This window comes from Anabaena sp. CCY 9613 (genome assembly GCF_963920895.1).
Lineage (GTDB): Bacteria > Cyanobacteriota > Cyanobacteriia > Cyanobacteriales > Nostocaceae > Cyanocohniella.
This window is the reverse complement of record NZ_CAWUDE010000001.1, coordinates 238,116-254,656: the sequence shown is the minus strand read 5'-3', so window position 1 is coordinate 254,656 and position 16,541 is coordinate 238,116. Positions and strand designations below refer to the sequence as shown.

Here is a 16,541-nt window from a genome sequence, read left to right as displayed (position 1 = left end):
GTTGCAAAATTGCGCCAAATTTTCCATCAATGGTTAAGAGTAATGACGGTTTGTTATGTCTCCAAATGAGGTAACTATGGCTCAATATCAAGAATCTGCACAAGTTAACACTCTGCCCCTACCTGTGGCCATTGCGAATAAAAGTGTTGCCGCCACTGAATTGCGTCCTTGGGGTTCTTTTACCGTTTTGGAAGAAGGACGCGGATACAAAATTAAACGCATTGAAGTCAAGCCTGGACACCGCCTCAGTCTGCAAATGCATCATCATCGCAGTGAACACTGGATTGTTGTTTCTGGTACTGCTAGGGTTGTTTGTGGTGAACAAGAAGTGCTGTTGAGTAACAATGAATCAACTTATGTTCCTCAATGTACAGCCCATCGTTTAGAGAACCCTGGTGTGATTCCCTTAGTCTTGATTGAAGTGCAAAATGGTGAGTATTTAGGTGAAGATGATATTATTCGCTACCAAGATGACTATGCCCGTACTAAGAATTAAACCCGCAACAGGTGTATTGGGGTTTAATGGTCAAAATAAGGCTAAAAAAAGCTAATATACTGATCATTTTTGCAAACCGTCTGAAAAACCATATTATTAGCTTGATGTCCCTACCTCAATTTAGGTGGGGACTAACTTCTTAGTTAATGATATGCTTGATCTAATGAATACCGTACCTTGACTGAGCCAAAATCCCTTACTCTAGAAGAGTGACGAATCATAGGCAAAGCTCAAATCCGTTATCTAGGAGAACTTCAACTTAGTTAGGTAAATTCTTGCGCTTTACAGCCTGTGGATGTTTATTCGATAGTCCACCCGTCTGTAATACTGGGAGATAGGGTATTAAATAGACAAAAATAATTCCATGATTCATTTGAGTCAAGCAGCCGTCAGTGAAATTGAGCGATTACACTTAAAACATCAGCCAAATTCTTTGTTGAGATTAACAGTTAAATTAGGTGGCTGTTCGGGTTTGTTTTATGATATGTCATTTGATGAAGATGTGAAAATCGATGATCGGGTTATGGAAATTAACGGTATTAAAGTTATTATAGATACTGAAAGCTTTGATTATTTAAATGGGTTGGCATTAGATTATTCAGAAGATTTAATAGGTGGGGGATTTCGCTTTCACAACCCTCAGGCGATCGCTACCTGTAGTTGTGGTAATTCTTTCTCTACAACTGCCCCAACCTCGTAAGTGAAAAAATAAAATTATCAGTTTGACATAAAAGCCAAAAAAAAGATATAATCAGGATTTGTTAAAACTTAGACCTCTAAGCAGCTTCACGCGCTGTGACTCATGCCAACAATACAGCAACTCATACGTAATGAACGCGAAGTAGCGCGTCAGAAAACCAAATCTCCAGCTCTGAAGCAATGCCCACAACGTCGGGGTGTTTGTACCAGAGTATACACAACTACTCCTAAAAAGCCTAACTCAGCTCTACGGAAAGTAGCAAGGGTAAGACTGACATCTGGATTTGAGGTCACAGCCTATATTCCAGGTATCGGCCACAACTTGCAAGAACATTCAGTAGTGATGATCCGTGGCGGTCGGGTAAAAGACCTACCAGGTGTGAGATATCACATTATCCGCGGCACCTTGGATACAGCCGGGGTTAAAGACCGCAAACAAGGACGTTCCAAGTATGGAACCAAGCGTCCAAAAGAAGCGAAAAAATAGGAAATAGGAGGTTAATCGTGTGCGATGGCGATTAAGCATTCTCCTTGGCAGCGTCGAGGAACATAAAACTAGCGGCGCTTGCTTTTTCCATAAATCTAGCTACACCCAGAAGCGGGTAAGTATAGACAATTTTTAGCAGCATTCTGTAAGCGTAGCTTGCCAACTTAGGCATCGCAGCGGTTGCATCTAAAAGATAAAAGTTTATGATGTTGTCGCCTTCTCTGGTTGTAGTAGAAAAAATTCATCGGTTATTCTCGCTGCAACTGTAGAGAAGAAAAAAAGAAAGTTTGATCGGCGGCTTTTACTGCCCATATATCCAGTGTCTGATAGCATATAATTTCGTTGCCAATTTCCGAATTAAAGGTGAAGTATGTCTCGTCGTGGTGTTATTCAAAGGCGTCCAGTTCCGCCTGATTCCGTATATAACAGTCGCCTGGTAAGCATGATAATCCGGCGGGTAATGCGTCATGGAAAAAAATCACTAGCTGCACGGCTAGTTTATGATGCTCTCAAAACTATTGAAGAACGCACTGGTGCTGCTCCTTTGGAAACCTTTGAAAGAGCAGTACGCAATGCCACACCTTTGGTAGAAGTAAAAGCTCGACGAGTTGGTGGAGCAACCTACCAAGTACCGATGGAAGTCCGCTCTGATCGCGGTACAACCTTAGCATTGCGCTGGTTAGTACAATTTTCTCGTTCTCGTCCCGGTCGTACAATGGCTAGTAAATTGGCCAATGAATTAATGGATGCTGCCAACGAAACCGGAAATGCGATTCGCAAGCGCGAAGAAACACATCGGATGGCAGAAGCTAACAAAGCGTTTGCCCACTATCGTTACTAAGAAAATTAGCGGTATATCGTGGATATCACAGCGATATATCGCGTACTTAGAAAAACGCAGACGGTTTTCCGTAAAAGTATAGAATCTTAACAAAGAGTAATATACAAGATATCATGAGGCAAAAACTATAGGAGGCTACTGTGGCACGTACGATCCCGCTAGAGAGAGTACGCAATATCGGTATTGCGGCGCATATAGATGCGGGCAAGACAACGACAACCGAGAGAATATTGTTTTACTCTGGCATAATTCATAAAATTGGCGAAGTTCATGAAGGAACTGCCGTCACCGACTGGATGGATCAAGAGCGTGAGCGGGGAATTACCATCACCGCTGCGGCGATCAGTACCAGTTGGAAAGATCATCAAATTAACATTATCGATACTCCAGGACACGTTGACTTCACAATCGAAGTAGAACGTTCTATGCGCGTGTTGGATGGTGTAATCGCAGTATTTTGTTCTGTGGGTGGCGTGCAACCGCAGTCCGAGACAGTGTGGCGACAAGCAGACCGCTACAAAGTGCCTCGTATAGCCTTCATCAACAAAATGGATCGTACAGGTGCGAACTTTTACCGAGTTCACGAACAAATGCGCGATCGCCTACGGGCTAATGCCATTGCCATTCAACTGCCCATTGGTAGTGAAACTGAATTTACAGGAATCGTTGATCTGGTACGTCAGCGTGCCTATATTTACAACAACGACCAGGGAACAGATATCGAAGAAACCGATATCCCCGCCGAAATGCAAGACAAGGCACAAGAATACCGCAGCAAGCTGATAGAGGCTGTAGCAGAAACAGATGACGTTCTGATGAATAAGTACTTCGAGGGAGAAGAACTTACAGAAGCAGAAATCCGTACTGCCCTACGTAAAGGTACAACAGCGGGAACCATTGTCCCAGTACTTTGTGGTTCAGCCTTTAAAAACAAAGGCGTGCAGTTGATGTTGGATGCAGTTGTAGATTACCTACCAGCACCAACTGAAGTGCCACCAATTCAAGGCTTACTGCCCAATGGCGAAACTGTGGAGCGTCGAGCCGATGATAACGAACCTTTATCAGCACTGGCATTTAAGATTATGGCTGACCCTTATGGTCGCCTAACCTTCGTTCGCGTTTATTCTGGTGTGCTGAAAAAAGGTAGCTACGTCCTCAACGCTACCAAGAACAAAAAAGAGCGCATTTCCCGTCTGGTGATTTTGAAAGCAGACGAACGTATGGACGTGGACGAAATGCGGGCTGGGGATTTAGGAGCAGCATTAGGATTAAAAGATACCTTAACAGGTGACACGATCACTGATGAAGGATCACCAGTAATTCTGGAATCCCTGTTCATTCCTGAGCCTGTGATCTCGGTGGCGGTTGAACCCAAAACCAAGAACGACATGGACAAGCTGTCCAAAGCGCTGCAATCTCTTTCAGAAGAAGATCCCACATTCCGCGTCCACGTTGATCCGGAAACGAATCAAACTGTGATTGCAGGGATGGGAGAACTACACCTGGAAATTCTGGTAGACCGGATGTTACGCGAATTCAAAGTGGAAGCTAATGTGGGTGCGCCCCAGGTAGCTTACCGCGAAACGATTCGTAAACAAGTCTCCAAAATCGAAGGGAAATTCATCCGTCAAAGTGGTGGTAAAGGTCAATACGGTCACGTTGTGATCGATTTAGAGCCAGGTGAACCCGGTAGCGGTTTTGAATTTGTTTCCAAAATTGTTGGTGGTACTGTACCCAAAGAGTACATTGGCCCCGCAGAACAAGGAATGAAAGAAAGCTGCGAATCCGGTGTTTTAGCTGGATATCCATTGATTGACGTCAAAGCAACGTTGACTGATGGGTCATACCACGATGTAGACTCTTCAGAAATGGCTTTCAAAATTGCTGGCTCAATGGCAATGAAAGAAGCAGTGTTGAAAGCTTCACCTGTACTCTTAGAACCTATGATGAAAGTTGAGGTAGAAGTTCCCGAAAACTTCCTTGGGGATGTAATGGGCGACCTTAATTCCCGTCGTGGGCAAATTGAGGGTATGGGATCTGATGATGGTCTTGCCAAAGTAACTGCTAAAGTCCCATTGGCAGAAATGTTTGGCTACGCTACTGATATCCGTTCGAAGACCCAAGGTCGGGGTATCTTCTCAATGGAATTTAGCCACTACGAAGAAGTACCTCGTAACGTGGCTGAAGCAATCATAGCGAAAAGCAAAGGGAACGCTTAATTAAAAAAGGAAACGAGCATTCATGGCACGCGCAAAGTTTGAAAGGACTAAACCCCACGTTAATATCGGCACAGTTGGCCACGTTGATCATGGTAAAACCACTTTAACAGCAGCTATTACTATGACTTTGGCCGCTATGGGTCAAGCAACAGGTAAAGGCTACGACCAAATTGATAACGCCCCAGAAGAAAAGGCGCGGGGTATTACCATCAATACGGCTCACGTTGAGTATGAAACCGGCGAGCGGCACTATGCTCACGTAGATTGCCCAGGACACGCTGATTATGTAAAAAACATGATCACGGGTGCTGCCCAGATGGATGGTGGTATTCTCGTAGTTTCTGCTGCTGATGGTCCCATGCCCCAAACCCGTGAACATATCCTACTGGCAAAGCAAGTAGGTGTTCCGAGTCTAGTTGTTTTCTTGAACAAAGAAGACATGGTAGACGACGCAGAACTACTAGAACTGGTGGAATTAGAAGTCCGGGAGCTATTATCTAGCTACGATTTTCCTGGTGACGATATTCCCATCATTACAGGCTCCGGTCTCAAAGCACTGGAAGCAATGACTGCTAACCCCAAAACTAAGCAGGGTGAAGATCCTTGGGTAGACAAAATCTACGCCCTCATGGAAGCAGTAGATTCTTACATTCCTACTCCAGATCGTGCTATAGATAAGCCCTTCCTGATGGCTGTGGAAGACGTTTTCTCCATCACAGGTCGGGGTACTGTTGCCACCGGTCGGATTGAGCGTGGTAAGGTCAAAGTCGGTGATAACGTTGAATTGGTGGGCATTAGAGATACTCGTAACACCACCGTAACTGGGATCGAGATGTTTAAGAAGAGTCTCGATGAAGGTATGGCTGGAGATAATGCAGGTGTACTCCTGCGCGGTATCCAAAAAGCCGACATTGAACGCGGTATGGTGCTAGCTAAACCAGGTTCGATTACTCCTCACACTCAATTTGAAGGTGAAGTGTACGTGCTGACCGATAAAGAAGGTGGTCGCAAAACTCCCTTTTTCGCTGGCTATCGTCCTCAGTTCTATGTGCGGACAACCGATGTAACTGGCACTATTAAGGCCTTTACTTCCGATGATGGTAGCGAAGCCGAAATGGTTATGCCAGGCGATCGCATCAAAATGACAGTAGAACTAATCAACGCCATCGCGATTGAGCAAGGAATGCGCTTCGCTATTCGTGAAGGTGGTCGCACCATCGGTGCTGGTGTTGTCTCCAAAATCATTAAATAGCACCTTTTGCCCCATAACAAAGGAGCAGAGATGATAAATTTCCTCTCTGCTTTTTTCTCGTCCATTAAAAAGGTATTGAGTATTTAGGGATTTGGCAAACACCAATCCCTAATCCTCACTTCTAGTCCCCAGTTCCTCATTAATCAGAACCAGGAAAATTAAAAATGGCAACTCTACAGCAGCAGAAGATTAGAATTCGTTTACAGGCCTTTGACCGTCGCCTATTGGATACATCTTGCGAGAAGATTGTAGATACAGCTAACCGGACTAACGCTACAGCCATAGGTCCAATTCCCTTACCCACAAAACGCAAAATCTACTGTGTGCTGCGATCGCCTCACGTAGATAAAGATTCTCGGGAACATTTTGAAACCCGCACCCATCGCCGGATTATTGACATTTACCAGCCTTCTTCTAAAACTATTGATGCCTTAATGAAACTGGATTTACCCTCTGGTGTAGACATTGAAGTAAAACTGTAATTTAACTATTAGTTATTAATCAAATGTCTAGGGGCTAATTTGACGTCGCCTTTAAAGTTCCATTCTTTAAGAATCTCTGTACCTCCAGTGCAGAGAGTGTCAAAATACGATGAATATTTACCCAGCCCTGTGGAAATTTATCCCAGGGCTTTTTATTGCCTGAAAAACAAATGATAGAATGTAGATAAAGTACGGGAAAAGCAGAAAATAAGAAATTTTAAAATTAAATTTATACCAAATTAACAATGACATCTTCTTCTAAAATTGCAGTTCGTGAACTACCTCTGTTTCCTTTACCTGAATTAGTTTTGTTTCCTACTAGACCATTACCTCTACATATTTTTGAATTTCGCTACAGAATCATGATGAACACGATTTTGTCAAGCGATCGCAGGTTTGGGGTATTAATGGTCGATCCAGTGGCAGGTACAATTGCGAACATTGGTTGTTGTGCAGAAATTATCCATTACCAACGGTTGCCAGATGATCGCATGAAGATGTTAACTTTAGGTCAGCAAAGGTTTCGGGTTTTAGAATATGTTCGAGAAAAACCCTACCCTGTAGGTTTGGTGGAATGGATAGAAGACCAGCCACCAACCAAAGATTTGCGTCCTTTAGCTACTGAAGTAGAACAACTGCTACGAGATGTAGTGCGTCTGTTAGGCAAATTAACCGAACGCAAGATGGAACTACCTGAAGAATTGCCCGATTTGCCAACCGAGTTATCTTATTGGGTAGCGAGCAACATTGATACTATAGCCGCCGAGCAGCAAGCATTACTGGAAACCCAAGATACCGTACTTCGCCTGGAAAGAGAAGCCGAAATTTTGACTTCTACTCGCAATAATTTGGCAGCTCGTGCTGTCCTCAAAGATACTTTTAATAATTCGTAATATCATACCAAGACAGGTTCAGCATTCAGCGCAGCTATGCCCGCAAGGGCTTTGCGTAATTTTGTAATTAACAATTATTCTCCAATCTTGATTGGTAGAACATGATAGCTACCGAAAATTTTCAAAATTTCTGTATACGTACTTAATTGTGCTAAGGCTGATTGCATTTGTGCTGACTTGACATCTGCTTCTAAGTCAATAAAAAACAAATATTCTCCTAGCGATCGCTTGGTTGGTCGAGATTCGATACGACTAAGGTTAATTCCTAGTTGAGCGAATACCTGTAACGGTCTCACCAGCGCTCCTGGCATATTAGCCGGTACACTGAACGCCAGGGATGTATGACTAGCACTTTCTGAGGATATCTGCTCAATCGTTTCTACCTCACTCTGACTAACCACCCAAAAGCGTGTACAGTTTTCTGGATAATCGTTAATATTACTGGCTAGTATAGGTAAATTATAGAGTTGTGCTGCTCTATGAGAAGCGATCGCAGCTGTTGTCCAATCTTGCTGAAGTCGCTCTAGAGCTTCAGTTGTAGAATTACTGGGAATTAGCTGTACCGTTGACAAAAAGTTCCCTAACCATCCTTGACACTGAGCTAAGGCTTGCGGATGAGAATAAACAGTTTGAATACTCTCTAAACTGGTGGCACAGGAAATTAAGGCATGAGCGATGGGCATTACCAAAGCCAACTGAATTCGCAAACTATCCAATTGCCACAGTGTATCCATTGTCATAGTGACACTGCCCTCAATGGAATTTTCTACTGGCACAACAGCCAACTGGGTTTGTCCAGATCCCACAGCTTGGAGTGATTGGGCAATGCTGGGATAAGGATATAAGATAGCTGCAATTCCTGTTTGTTTAGCTAGCCAATTTGCATAAACAACGGATGCTTGTTCTGCATAAGTGCCAGGAGGGCCTAAATGGGCAATGGATAAAGTCATAATATCGAACTTGAGTTATCTGTTAAATATATAGACCATATTGGATGCCAACCAAGCTTTTAGCTGAATCATCCCTCAACAAGATAATAAAGTTAATAAATTCATTAATAATAGAAGTATTAAACAATTAATGCCTTTAATTCATGGCTACCAAGTTTATTGCCTTCCAGTCGGTGAAAATCGACGTTCCACAGCAGCCTATTCCTATTCAGCACTACTTGCGTCAGCCTCAACGTTTAGTTAATGCGTTAGTCGATAACAGCCGTATTCATCAAATTTCTGAGGAAGTATTTCGCTTAAAAATGCGTCCTTTAACTTTTATGTCACTGAGTATTCAGCCTACTGTAGATATGAGAGTCTGGGCTGAATCAAATGGGACGATTAATTTGCGATCGCTAAGTTGTGAAATACTGGGATTTGAGTATATTAACCAGCGTTTTTCCCTTAACTTACAAGGCCATTTGTCTCCTTACCAATCAAAAAATGGTACTAGCCTGCAAGGAAGAGCCGATTTAGAGGTGCAGGTAGATTTCCCACCACCATTTTCTTTTACACCTAAACCAATTTTAGAAGCTACTGGCAATGGTTTGCTCAAGAGTGTATTGTTGACGGTTAAGCAACGGTTGCAACATCAACTGTTAACTGATTATCGTCACTGGGTCAAATCACAAATGCAAGAAAAAGCACTAGATGACGACAATGCAGAATTGCCCATCTTGAATATGGAATAATTTTTTACACATGTAAATTGGGTTGATTTGCGAAACCCAACAAATAAAACTCTTGATATATGTTAGGTTTCGCCTGGTTCATCCCCGATTCCGCACTGCCGCTTGATATTCAGAAATTGGTATTAATTAAACCAACTATAATTACTACAGCAGACGACTTACACTGCTGGCAACATACTGACATCTCAGTTATCAACGTTGAATTTGACAAGGACGAAAGGACTGGCGATGCAGAGGTGACGGCCCATATTTTTGTAGTGCCACCAAATGCTTTTGGCTGCCATAGCCCTTGTTATCTTCCAAGTGATATAAGGGATACTTTGATGCAAGACGCATTACTAGGTCGTCGCGCCAAACTTTAGCCACAATACTAGCAGCTGCAATATTCAGCGATCGCTCGTCCCCCTTGACAATTGTTTGTTGTGGCACAAGTAAGTTTTTGATTGGCTGATTACCATCAACTAAACAGAGTACAGGCTGTACTTTTAATTTCAGCACAGCCCGTTTCATGGCTAACAGTGTTGCCTGCAAAATATTCATTTGATCAATTTCAGCAGTTGCAGCAAAACCGATTTTCCAGTCTGTGGCCAATTCGCAAATTTGCTGTGCTAGCCAAGTTCTGCGAGAACTAGACAGCTTTTTACTGTCTTTAATGTCAAATGCTATCAGTTTTGGTAAAGCACAAGCTGGCAATATCACAGACGCCGCAACCACAGGACCAAATAACGCACCCCGCCCAACTTCATCGATACCCGCAACCAACCCTGGAATACTAGATAAACTGGAGGATAACTCCAGCCAACTCTGTTTGCCAAGAAGTGCTGGGGAACCAATAACAGCAGCAGTTTGCTTTGTTTTTACCATAAGTCAAGTTAATTATCCTCTGTACTAGACATGTCTGAGTCTAGTGCAGAGGAGCGACGGCGACGACGACGATTGCCAATGGATGTATTATTCGCTTCAGTTTCTTCTGGGTTTGGCAAGTTTGCCGGCGCAGGCTTGACTTCCACCTCCTTTGGTTCAGTTATTTCTCTGGTTTCTCTGAGTAAGGGTTTTTGTTCTAGATCGACTTGTGGTGTATTTACTTCCTCACTGGCTGTTTCAGCTGTAGTAGAGTTTAAAGTTGTTTGAGGTAATGTAGTTCCTTGTTGTCCAGGTTGAATGATGTTAATGATCACAGACTTGGGATTTTTAACTTCATTCTCTAACTTGACTAAGGGAGACACTCCCATCAAAGCGAAAACATCTTGTTCTTCTAAGGTCATTTCTACAGTTCTAATTTCCGGTGGTTCAACCACTGGTTTAACTGGCTCAACCTTGGTTACTTTAGTCCGCTCTGTCCTTTCAGACCAACCTGATTTACCTAGAGTTGGTGAGGGAATATCTGGTGTGCTTCCTAGTTCTACTTCATTATCGAGGTCTAAGTCTGGCTCGTTGTCAAAATTTAGAGGATTAGGAGTTAGTCGTGGTATGACTTCGCCACGCAAGCTTTCATCTTTTCCATTTGCTCCATTGATCCCAATGCGACTGCGACGGTTACGGGTACGACGCTTACTATTGTCACCCAGTTCTTGATAACTGGGATGATTCATTAAATCCAAAGCACCCACATCAGAGTCACCATCGAATCCTATGGCTGATGGCTCCGACACATTACCGCGAACGCCACGCAAGCTATCAAACGCATCGTATGTTTCCCTTGGTTCTGTAATCCGAGCAGTACTCAGACGTGGCTCTTTGTGAGGCAGGGATACCAAACGCTCTGGTACTTCTGCTGTTGTGGGTAATCGAGGTTCTGTTTCTCCAGGCAGATGCACAACGTGGCCTAAACCACCACAGGTTGGGCATGTATTCCCAAACAATTCGTAAATATTTTGACCTTGGCGTTTGCGTGTCAGCTCGACTAAACCCAACTCTGTTAATTGAGCAATCTGGGGACGAGCTTTGTCTGCTTTTAGCGCTTTATTAAAATGCTCGAGAACTTGCAATTGGTCACGCCGTGATTCCATATCAATAAAATCAACGACAATTACCCCGGCAATATTTCGCAGACGCAACTGGCGGGCAATTTCTGTTGCGGCTTCGCAATTTGTCCACAAAACTGTTTCTCTCGCTGTTGCCGATCGCGTGAAGGAACCGGAGTTAACATCAACTACTGTTAATGCCTCGGTTGGCTCTATGATAATGTACCCACCAGAAGGTAAATCTACTCTGGGTTTGAGCGCTTCACGGATGGCGGCGCTGATGCGGAAATACTCTAAAATCGGCGAGCGATCGCGGTGATGGTCAATCAATAATCCTTGTGGTGTTTGACCTCCGCTCCAGTTCTGTAAATACTGTTTGACTCGCTTCAATCCGGTACTAGAATCCACGACAATCCGATTCACATCGGCACCGTACATATCCCGTAAGACACGTTGGATAAAGTCATCGTCTCGATTAAGTAACGCTGGGGCACGGGTGGAGTGAGCTTCCTGCTGAATGGCTTCCCATTGCTTTTGCAACATCTCCATGTCTTCCATGATCGCTTCTTCTGGTTTGCCTTCGGCTTCTGTCCGCACCAGCAAACCCATTCCCGCCGGTTTAATCAAAATAGCTAGTGCCCGTAAGCGATTGCGCTCACTTTCACTTTTAATCCGCCGGGATAAATTTACACCTCTGCCATAGGGCATTAATACTACATAACGTCCGGGCGTGGTGATGTTGCCTGTGAGCCTTGGCCCTTTTGTGCCAGTAGGCTCTTTCATGACTTGCACCAACACTTTTTGTTGTGGTGCTAGTAGTTCTGTAATTGCTGCTGCCGTGCGCTTGAGCCTCAATGGCCCCAAGTCAGTTACATGAATAAACCCATTGCGCTCTGGATCTCCAATGTTAACAAATGCCGCATCTATCCCAGGTAATACATTTTCTACTACACCTAAATAGATATCACCTATTTGGTGATGTCCTGTAGCTACAACAAGTTCTTGTATTTGATCTTCGGAAAAGACGGCTGCAATTTGATGCTGCTCTGCGATAATAATTTGTTTTGGCATTCAATTTCCTCAAAAATTAGCAGCACCGACGAGAGCTATGGAGGATTGTTATGCCTCTCGCCCCTGCCAGCCCCACAAAGTGCTGCTGATAATAAAAATTGTGAAGCTAATTCCATTTTGGATTGGGGATTTTAGATTTTTGTGAAGCAGTGCGGTCATGGGGAGCCACTTCTGTCTTGGGGTTTCCTTAAGTGGAGGAGCGAGCCGCGTGGGCAGATCTCCCGACTTGTAGACGCCGCCTTCTGGGCGGCTTCCCGCAGGATGCAGACTGGCGTCAAGTGGCATGGTTTCCCCGATCAGCGACTGCTGAACCCGAAGAGATTGGGAGTCTCTTTGTGCATCTGGGTTCTGTAAATCCATCTGTCGCCATCATTTTTCAAATTGGTTTGAGCTTCAAAGTTAAAGAGCTATTGACTAGAGAATTGCGTTTACACGTCGATTATTCCAGAACGGTTGCATATTGTTTAAGCAAATAAATCAACCGTCCTTGGTTGATTTTTCATGCGACACCATCACCACCCAGGGATTAGGCATTCAGCAGTTGTTTAAAAAGCATAGAGTTAGAGAAGCTGACGGAGCCTGTTTTTCTAGTAAGGGAACGGCACTGCCATAACCCTAATAGTTCACAAGAAAGAGAGTGTGAGTTCTTTAATCTGCCTCAGCTAATCTGGGATGCAATCCTAGAAGTTGCACTCTCATATCTTCGCTTTCGCTCCCTGATTACCAGGGTAGTGAACCAGTCCATTCAATGCAGCGCCAGAAAATTTCTCTTCATCTGATTCTAACGCAACCTTGCTAAAAATCAATTCCCATGATGTGCTGTACTGGGCAACTACTAGCAAGTTACCCTTCAGGGATTATACCCCTAAAACTAGCTGATTGCGGTGGATGTGCAGGAGTTGAAATTCTCCGCCTGCGACTATCTCTAGCATAGACAGGATTTGTTCAGGACGCAAGAGCGAACCATCATGACGACAGCTGCCTAGATAACGCAGGACAACTGTGGAATCTGCTGTGTTGGTTATAGCTTCACGTAATTCTAGCTCAAACAACAAGGAGCGCAGATTTACTAATTGACTCTTGCCTGATTTGGTTGTTTTCTCCCACAACAGTTCGTCTTGGGCGTTGATTGTATCAATCCAGTCTTGCCATTGTGCAGGTGTTACCTCCCTCGGTGTGGCTACGGTAATTAAATAGTCTGCTGCTTCCATTACTTGGTTAGCAGCTTTAGCTTTTAAATCGATCTGCACCACATTATATATAGGTATATCTAATGGCAGTTCGTTAGCTAGTTTTTGCCGGAAACTCTCAATTTCTATTGGCTGTGTTAACTCAAAGTCAACAATTTCTCCACTACTAGTGGCTCCTAAAGCTAAGGCACTAGCCACAGCGATTCGGGGACTCGGGTGAAATCCCCCTGTGAAGGCAATTGGTAAGCTGGCTCTGCGAATCACTCGATCAAATAGCCGCATTAAATCTAGATGACTGACTAAAGCCATATTTCCTTGCTTGCCAAACCAGACACGTAGTCGTTGTATTTTATTGGTATTTGGGACAAAATCGCCAGCAAATTCTGGGATAGTAGGCGGTTCAATGACGATATTATGACCGAAATCGGTGCCACACACACCACAACGTGAACAACCCTCAAAAGAACAATCAGGTACTATTGCGGCTTCTAAGGCACGCTGCAAGTCTTCTTTAAGCCACTTTTTATCAATTCCCGTGTCAATATGTTCCCAAGGTAGAGGTGCATCGAGGGAGTGGGGTGACAAAGATCCTACTCCCTGATCTTCTAGATTCTCTGCATGAAACAAATTCCATTCGCCATTTTCTACTTGACGGTATTTCCAATCTAGATCTGCTTCAACGATCGCCTGACTCCAAGCCGCAAAAGCTTTATCTAAATTTTCATACCAGGAATCCATCCCTGCACCCAATTCCCAGGCTCGCAGTATGACTTGGCCTAAGGTGCGATCGCCTCTACCTACAAAGTCTTCCATTGCCGATATGCGGACATCGGTAAAATTCACCTTTACTCCCCGAATGCGGCGAAATTCTTGGCGCAGCAGGTTCTGTTTGCGTCGGAACTCGGCGGTAGAAACTGAGTGCCACTGAAAAGGAGTATGGGGCTTGGGTGTAAAGTTAGAAATTGTCAAGTTAAAGTTGAGGGGCCTTCTGCCTTTACCCCGACATTCTCGTTGTAACCAACTGACTGTTTCGGCAATACCTACTACATCAGCATCGGTTTCGCCTGGTAAGCCGATCATAAAATACAACTTGATTTTATCCCAGCCTTTTTCCCAAGCTGTTTTCACGCCTCGGAGTAATTCTTCGTTGGTTAAACCTTTATTCACAATATCCCGCATCCTTTGGGTGCCGGCTTCTGGAGCAAAGGTTAGTCCACCTTGCCGCATCCCTCCCAGGATATTGGCAATATTTTCGTCAAACCTATCAACTCTTTGACTGGGAAGAGTCAAGGAAATGTTTTCATTTCTGAGTCGATTTTTGATTTCCATCCCTACGGCTGGTAAGGACAAATAATCAGAACAACTCAGGGATAACAAGGAAAACTCATTGTAACCAGTGGCCCGCATTCCTTGTTCAATGGCTTCTACCACCTGATTTGGTTCTACATCCCTGGCAGGTCGCGTGAGCATTCCTGGTTGACAAAAGCGACAACCACGTGTACAACCGCGCCGAATTTCCAATGTCAGGCGGTCATGCACTGTCTCCACATAAGGCACTATCCCGATAGAATATGCTGGAATGGGCGTTGCGACTCGGCGCAAAATGCGCTTGGGTACATCTGGGTGTTGAGGATGAACTGAGCCATCCGGGGCCATGCCATAAAACTGAGGAACATATACGCCTGGTATCTGTGCTAAATCTAGTAGCAAATCTTGCCGGCATAATTGTGCTTGTTTGCCTTCTTCTAATACCAAACCTATTTCTGGTAGTAGTTCTTCTCCATCTCCCAGGGCGATAAAGTCGAAAAAGTCGGCATATGGTTCGGGATTTGATGTGGCTGTTTGCCCCCCGGCAAAAATCAGGGGATAATTCCCATCTGCTCTTGCTTGCCATGTGAGGGGAATTCCTGCCAAATCTAACATCTCTAAAATGTTAGTTGCTCCTAGTTCGTAACTGAGACTAAAACCCAAAATGTCGAATTCTAAGAGCGATCGCTTGGACTCTACAGCAAACAAGGGGGTATTAGTCTCCCGGAGTTTAGCGGCTAGGTCGGTACCTGGTAGATAAGCGCGATCGCATAATTGGCGCGGTTGGGCATTTAAGATGTTATAGAGGATGATATGCCCTAAGTTAGATGACCCAACTTCATATACTTCTGGGTAAGTTAATGCCCAGCGTATTGTGGCCGCATCCCAAGGTTTATGTACTGCTAAGCGTTCGTTACCTAAGTAACGTGCTGGCTTCAAAATATCCGATGTGATTAAATTTTCAACTGCAACAGCCACTATGCTATCTTTTAGCTACCTAAATTACAGCTAATCACCTCCAACCTTAGCATTGATTGGCTCTGTCAATAAAGTTTTATCGGTTTAACTGACAACTCTTTTACACAAATTTACAGGAAGTTGCCCAGTGATCTGATTTTTGTAGCATGGAATAAACCTTCTTCCGCCTGCTGAGGGACTTGATTTTTTAAATTATGTCAGGAATTCCTTATGCCACTGCCAAATCTAAGTTATCTTCAGATATTTCAAAAACTTCATCAAGTTGGGTTAATTCTAAGATCATCCTGATTGATGAGGAAACAGAGCCAATCTTAAAACTACGACCTAAACTCTGAGCTAGCTTGTGTGCAGAGACTAATGCCATTAAGCCAGATTTATCTAAAAATTCTACTGCTGCTAAATCTACTAGCAAGATAGAGACATCTTGTTGTACCAAGGTTGCTATCAGGTTTCGTTCCAACTCCAATGCATTGGCAGCACTTAAACAACCCTGAGGACGAATAACTGTAATTTTTGGACACTTCGGTACTGCTTGCATCTTCACATCCTAATTAAAGTTATTGAACCGTAAAGCCTGAGATTTATTTGAACATAAACTGTTTTTATCTCAGCGACTATAGGTCTGACCCCTCTTTGCTAAATCTTCATTACTTTAGTGGGTCTGTTTAAAGATTGTCATAAATACAGGGTAAAATGTGTTCATATATACTTTTTTTTCCATCTAGTTCTAAAACAATCAACATAGATCGCCATAGAGCAAAAAAATCAACCGTAACTTTGCTGAAATAGTCCCCTGAGCCAATGAATAAAGTTAATTTAGCTCAGCTTCAGCTACATATTTAGATGCCATGATTTTTATGCTGGCTAGCGGCGCACACCAGGGTTAATGACAAGTTATTGAACCAATTATCCTGTGATATGGATCACGTAGTTCAGGGTAGTTGGATCACATTTTATACCTAGATCTATCTTAGATAATT

General features: G+C 43.7%; 15 protein-coding genes. 9 read left to right on the top strand and 6 right to left on the bottom strand.

Features of this window, described 5'->3' with window-relative positions:
- Positions 1 to 76 precede the first annotated feature (76 nt).
- The 3 genes from ACM0OT_RS01115 to rpsL all read left to right on the top strand — a co-directional run bounded on the left by ACM0OT_RS01115 (position 77) and on the right by rpsL (position 1,682).
- Entirely contained in the window at positions 77 to 496 is a 420-nt protein-coding gene (locus ACM0OT_RS01115; RefSeq protein WP_414542051.1) for a phosphomannose isomerase type II C-terminal cupin domain, read from the top strand.
- A gap of 364 nt (positions 497 to 860) precedes the next feature.
- On the top strand, positions 861 to 1,196 hold the full coding sequence (locus ACM0OT_RS01110) for a HesB/IscA family protein (RefSeq protein WP_414561981.1): 336 nt from the start codon (positions 861 to 863) through the stop codon (positions 1,194 to 1,196).
- Between the two features lie 102 nt (positions 1,197 to 1,298).
- Positions 1,299 to 1,682 (top strand): 30S ribosomal protein S12, encoded by a 384-nt coding sequence (rpsL, locus tag ACM0OT_RS01105; RefSeq protein WP_414542009.1) that lies wholly within the window; start codon positions 1,299 to 1,301, stop codon positions 1,680 to 1,682.
- A gap of 31 nt (positions 1,683 to 1,713) precedes the next feature.
- Here the strand turns inward: rpsL and ACM0OT_RS01100 are convergent, their stop codons facing one another.
- Positions 1,714 to 1,854 (bottom strand): hypothetical protein, encoded by a 141-nt coding sequence (locus tag ACM0OT_RS01100; protein WP_414561979.1) that lies wholly within the window; start codon positions 1,852 to 1,854, stop codon positions 1,714 to 1,716.
- Between the two features lie 198 nt (positions 1,855 to 2,052).
- Between ACM0OT_RS01100 and rpsG the strand changes: the two genes are divergently transcribed.
- From rpsG to ACM0OT_RS01075, 5 genes are all read left to right on the top strand, one after another.
- The gene (rpsG, locus tag ACM0OT_RS01095) at positions 2,053 to 2,523 is read left to right on the top strand and encodes a 30S ribosomal protein S7 (protein WP_414542011.1); all 471 of its coding nucleotides are present in this window, start codon (positions 2,053 to 2,055) and stop codon (positions 2,521 to 2,523) included.
- A 140-nt stretch (positions 2,524 to 2,663) separates the two neighbouring features.
- Positions 2,664 to 4,742, top strand: a complete 2,079-nt coding sequence (gene fusA, locus ACM0OT_RS01090; protein ID WP_414561977.1) for an elongation factor G — start codon at positions 2,664 to 2,666, stop codon at positions 4,740 to 4,742.
- A 22-nt stretch (positions 4,743 to 4,764) separates the two neighbouring features.
- Entirely contained in the window at positions 4,765 to 5,994 is a 1,230-nt protein-coding gene (tuf, locus tag ACM0OT_RS01085) for an elongation factor Tu (RefSeq protein ID WP_414561975.1), read from the top strand.
- Positions 5,995 to 6,158: 164 nt separating this feature from the next.
- Positions 6,159 to 6,476: a 30S ribosomal protein S10 gene (gene rpsJ, locus ACM0OT_RS01080; protein WP_010998474.1), complete on the top strand. Its 318-nt coding sequence runs from the start codon at positions 6,159 to 6,161 to the stop codon at positions 6,474 to 6,476.
- Positions 6,477 to 6,721: 245 nt separating this feature from the next.
- Positions 6,722 to 7,369, top strand: coding sequence for an LON peptidase substrate-binding domain-containing protein (locus ACM0OT_RS01075; RefSeq protein WP_414561973.1), 648 nt, complete (start codon positions 6,722 to 6,724; stop codon positions 7,367 to 7,369).
- 74 nt (positions 7,370 to 7,443) lie between these two features.
- Here ACM0OT_RS01075 and pheA read toward each other — a convergent pair whose 3' ends face one another.
- Positions 7,444 to 8,319 (bottom strand): prephenate dehydratase, encoded by an 876-nt coding sequence (pheA, locus tag ACM0OT_RS01070; RefSeq protein WP_414561971.1) that lies wholly within the window; start codon positions 8,317 to 8,319, stop codon positions 7,444 to 7,446.
- A 143-nt stretch (positions 8,320 to 8,462) separates the two neighbouring features.
- Between pheA and ACM0OT_RS01065 the strand changes: the two genes are divergently transcribed.
- Positions 8,463 to 9,050, top strand: coding sequence for a DUF1997 domain-containing protein (locus tag ACM0OT_RS01065; protein WP_414561969.1), 588 nt, complete (start codon positions 8,463 to 8,465; stop codon positions 9,048 to 9,050).
- Positions 9,051 to 9,242: 192 nt separating this feature from the next.
- Here ACM0OT_RS01065 and ACM0OT_RS01060 read toward each other — a convergent pair whose 3' ends face one another.
- From ACM0OT_RS01060 to ACM0OT_RS01045, 4 genes are all read right to left on the bottom strand, one after another.
- Positions 9,243 to 9,914: a ribonuclease HII gene (locus ACM0OT_RS01060; RefSeq protein ID WP_414561967.1), complete on the bottom strand. Its 672-nt coding sequence runs from the start codon at positions 9,912 to 9,914 to the stop codon at positions 9,243 to 9,245.
- 8 nt (positions 9,915 to 9,922) lie between these two features.
- The gene (locus ACM0OT_RS01055; RefSeq protein WP_414561966.1) at positions 9,923 to 12,085 is read right to left on the bottom strand and encodes an Rne/Rng family ribonuclease; all 2,163 of its coding nucleotides are present in this window, start codon (positions 12,083 to 12,085) and stop codon (positions 9,923 to 9,925) included.
- A gap of 857 nt (positions 12,086 to 12,942) precedes the next feature.
- On the bottom strand, positions 12,943 to 15,561 hold the full coding sequence (locus ACM0OT_RS01050; protein ID WP_414561964.1) for a TIGR03960 family B12-binding radical SAM protein: 2,619 nt from the start codon (positions 15,559 to 15,561) through the stop codon (positions 12,943 to 12,945).
- Between the two features lie 208 nt (positions 15,562 to 15,769).
- On the bottom strand, positions 15,770 to 16,099 hold the full coding sequence (locus ACM0OT_RS01045; protein WP_414561962.1) for an STAS domain-containing protein: 330 nt from the start codon (positions 16,097 to 16,099) through the stop codon (positions 15,770 to 15,772).
- Positions 16,100 to 16,541 lie beyond the last annotated feature (442 nt).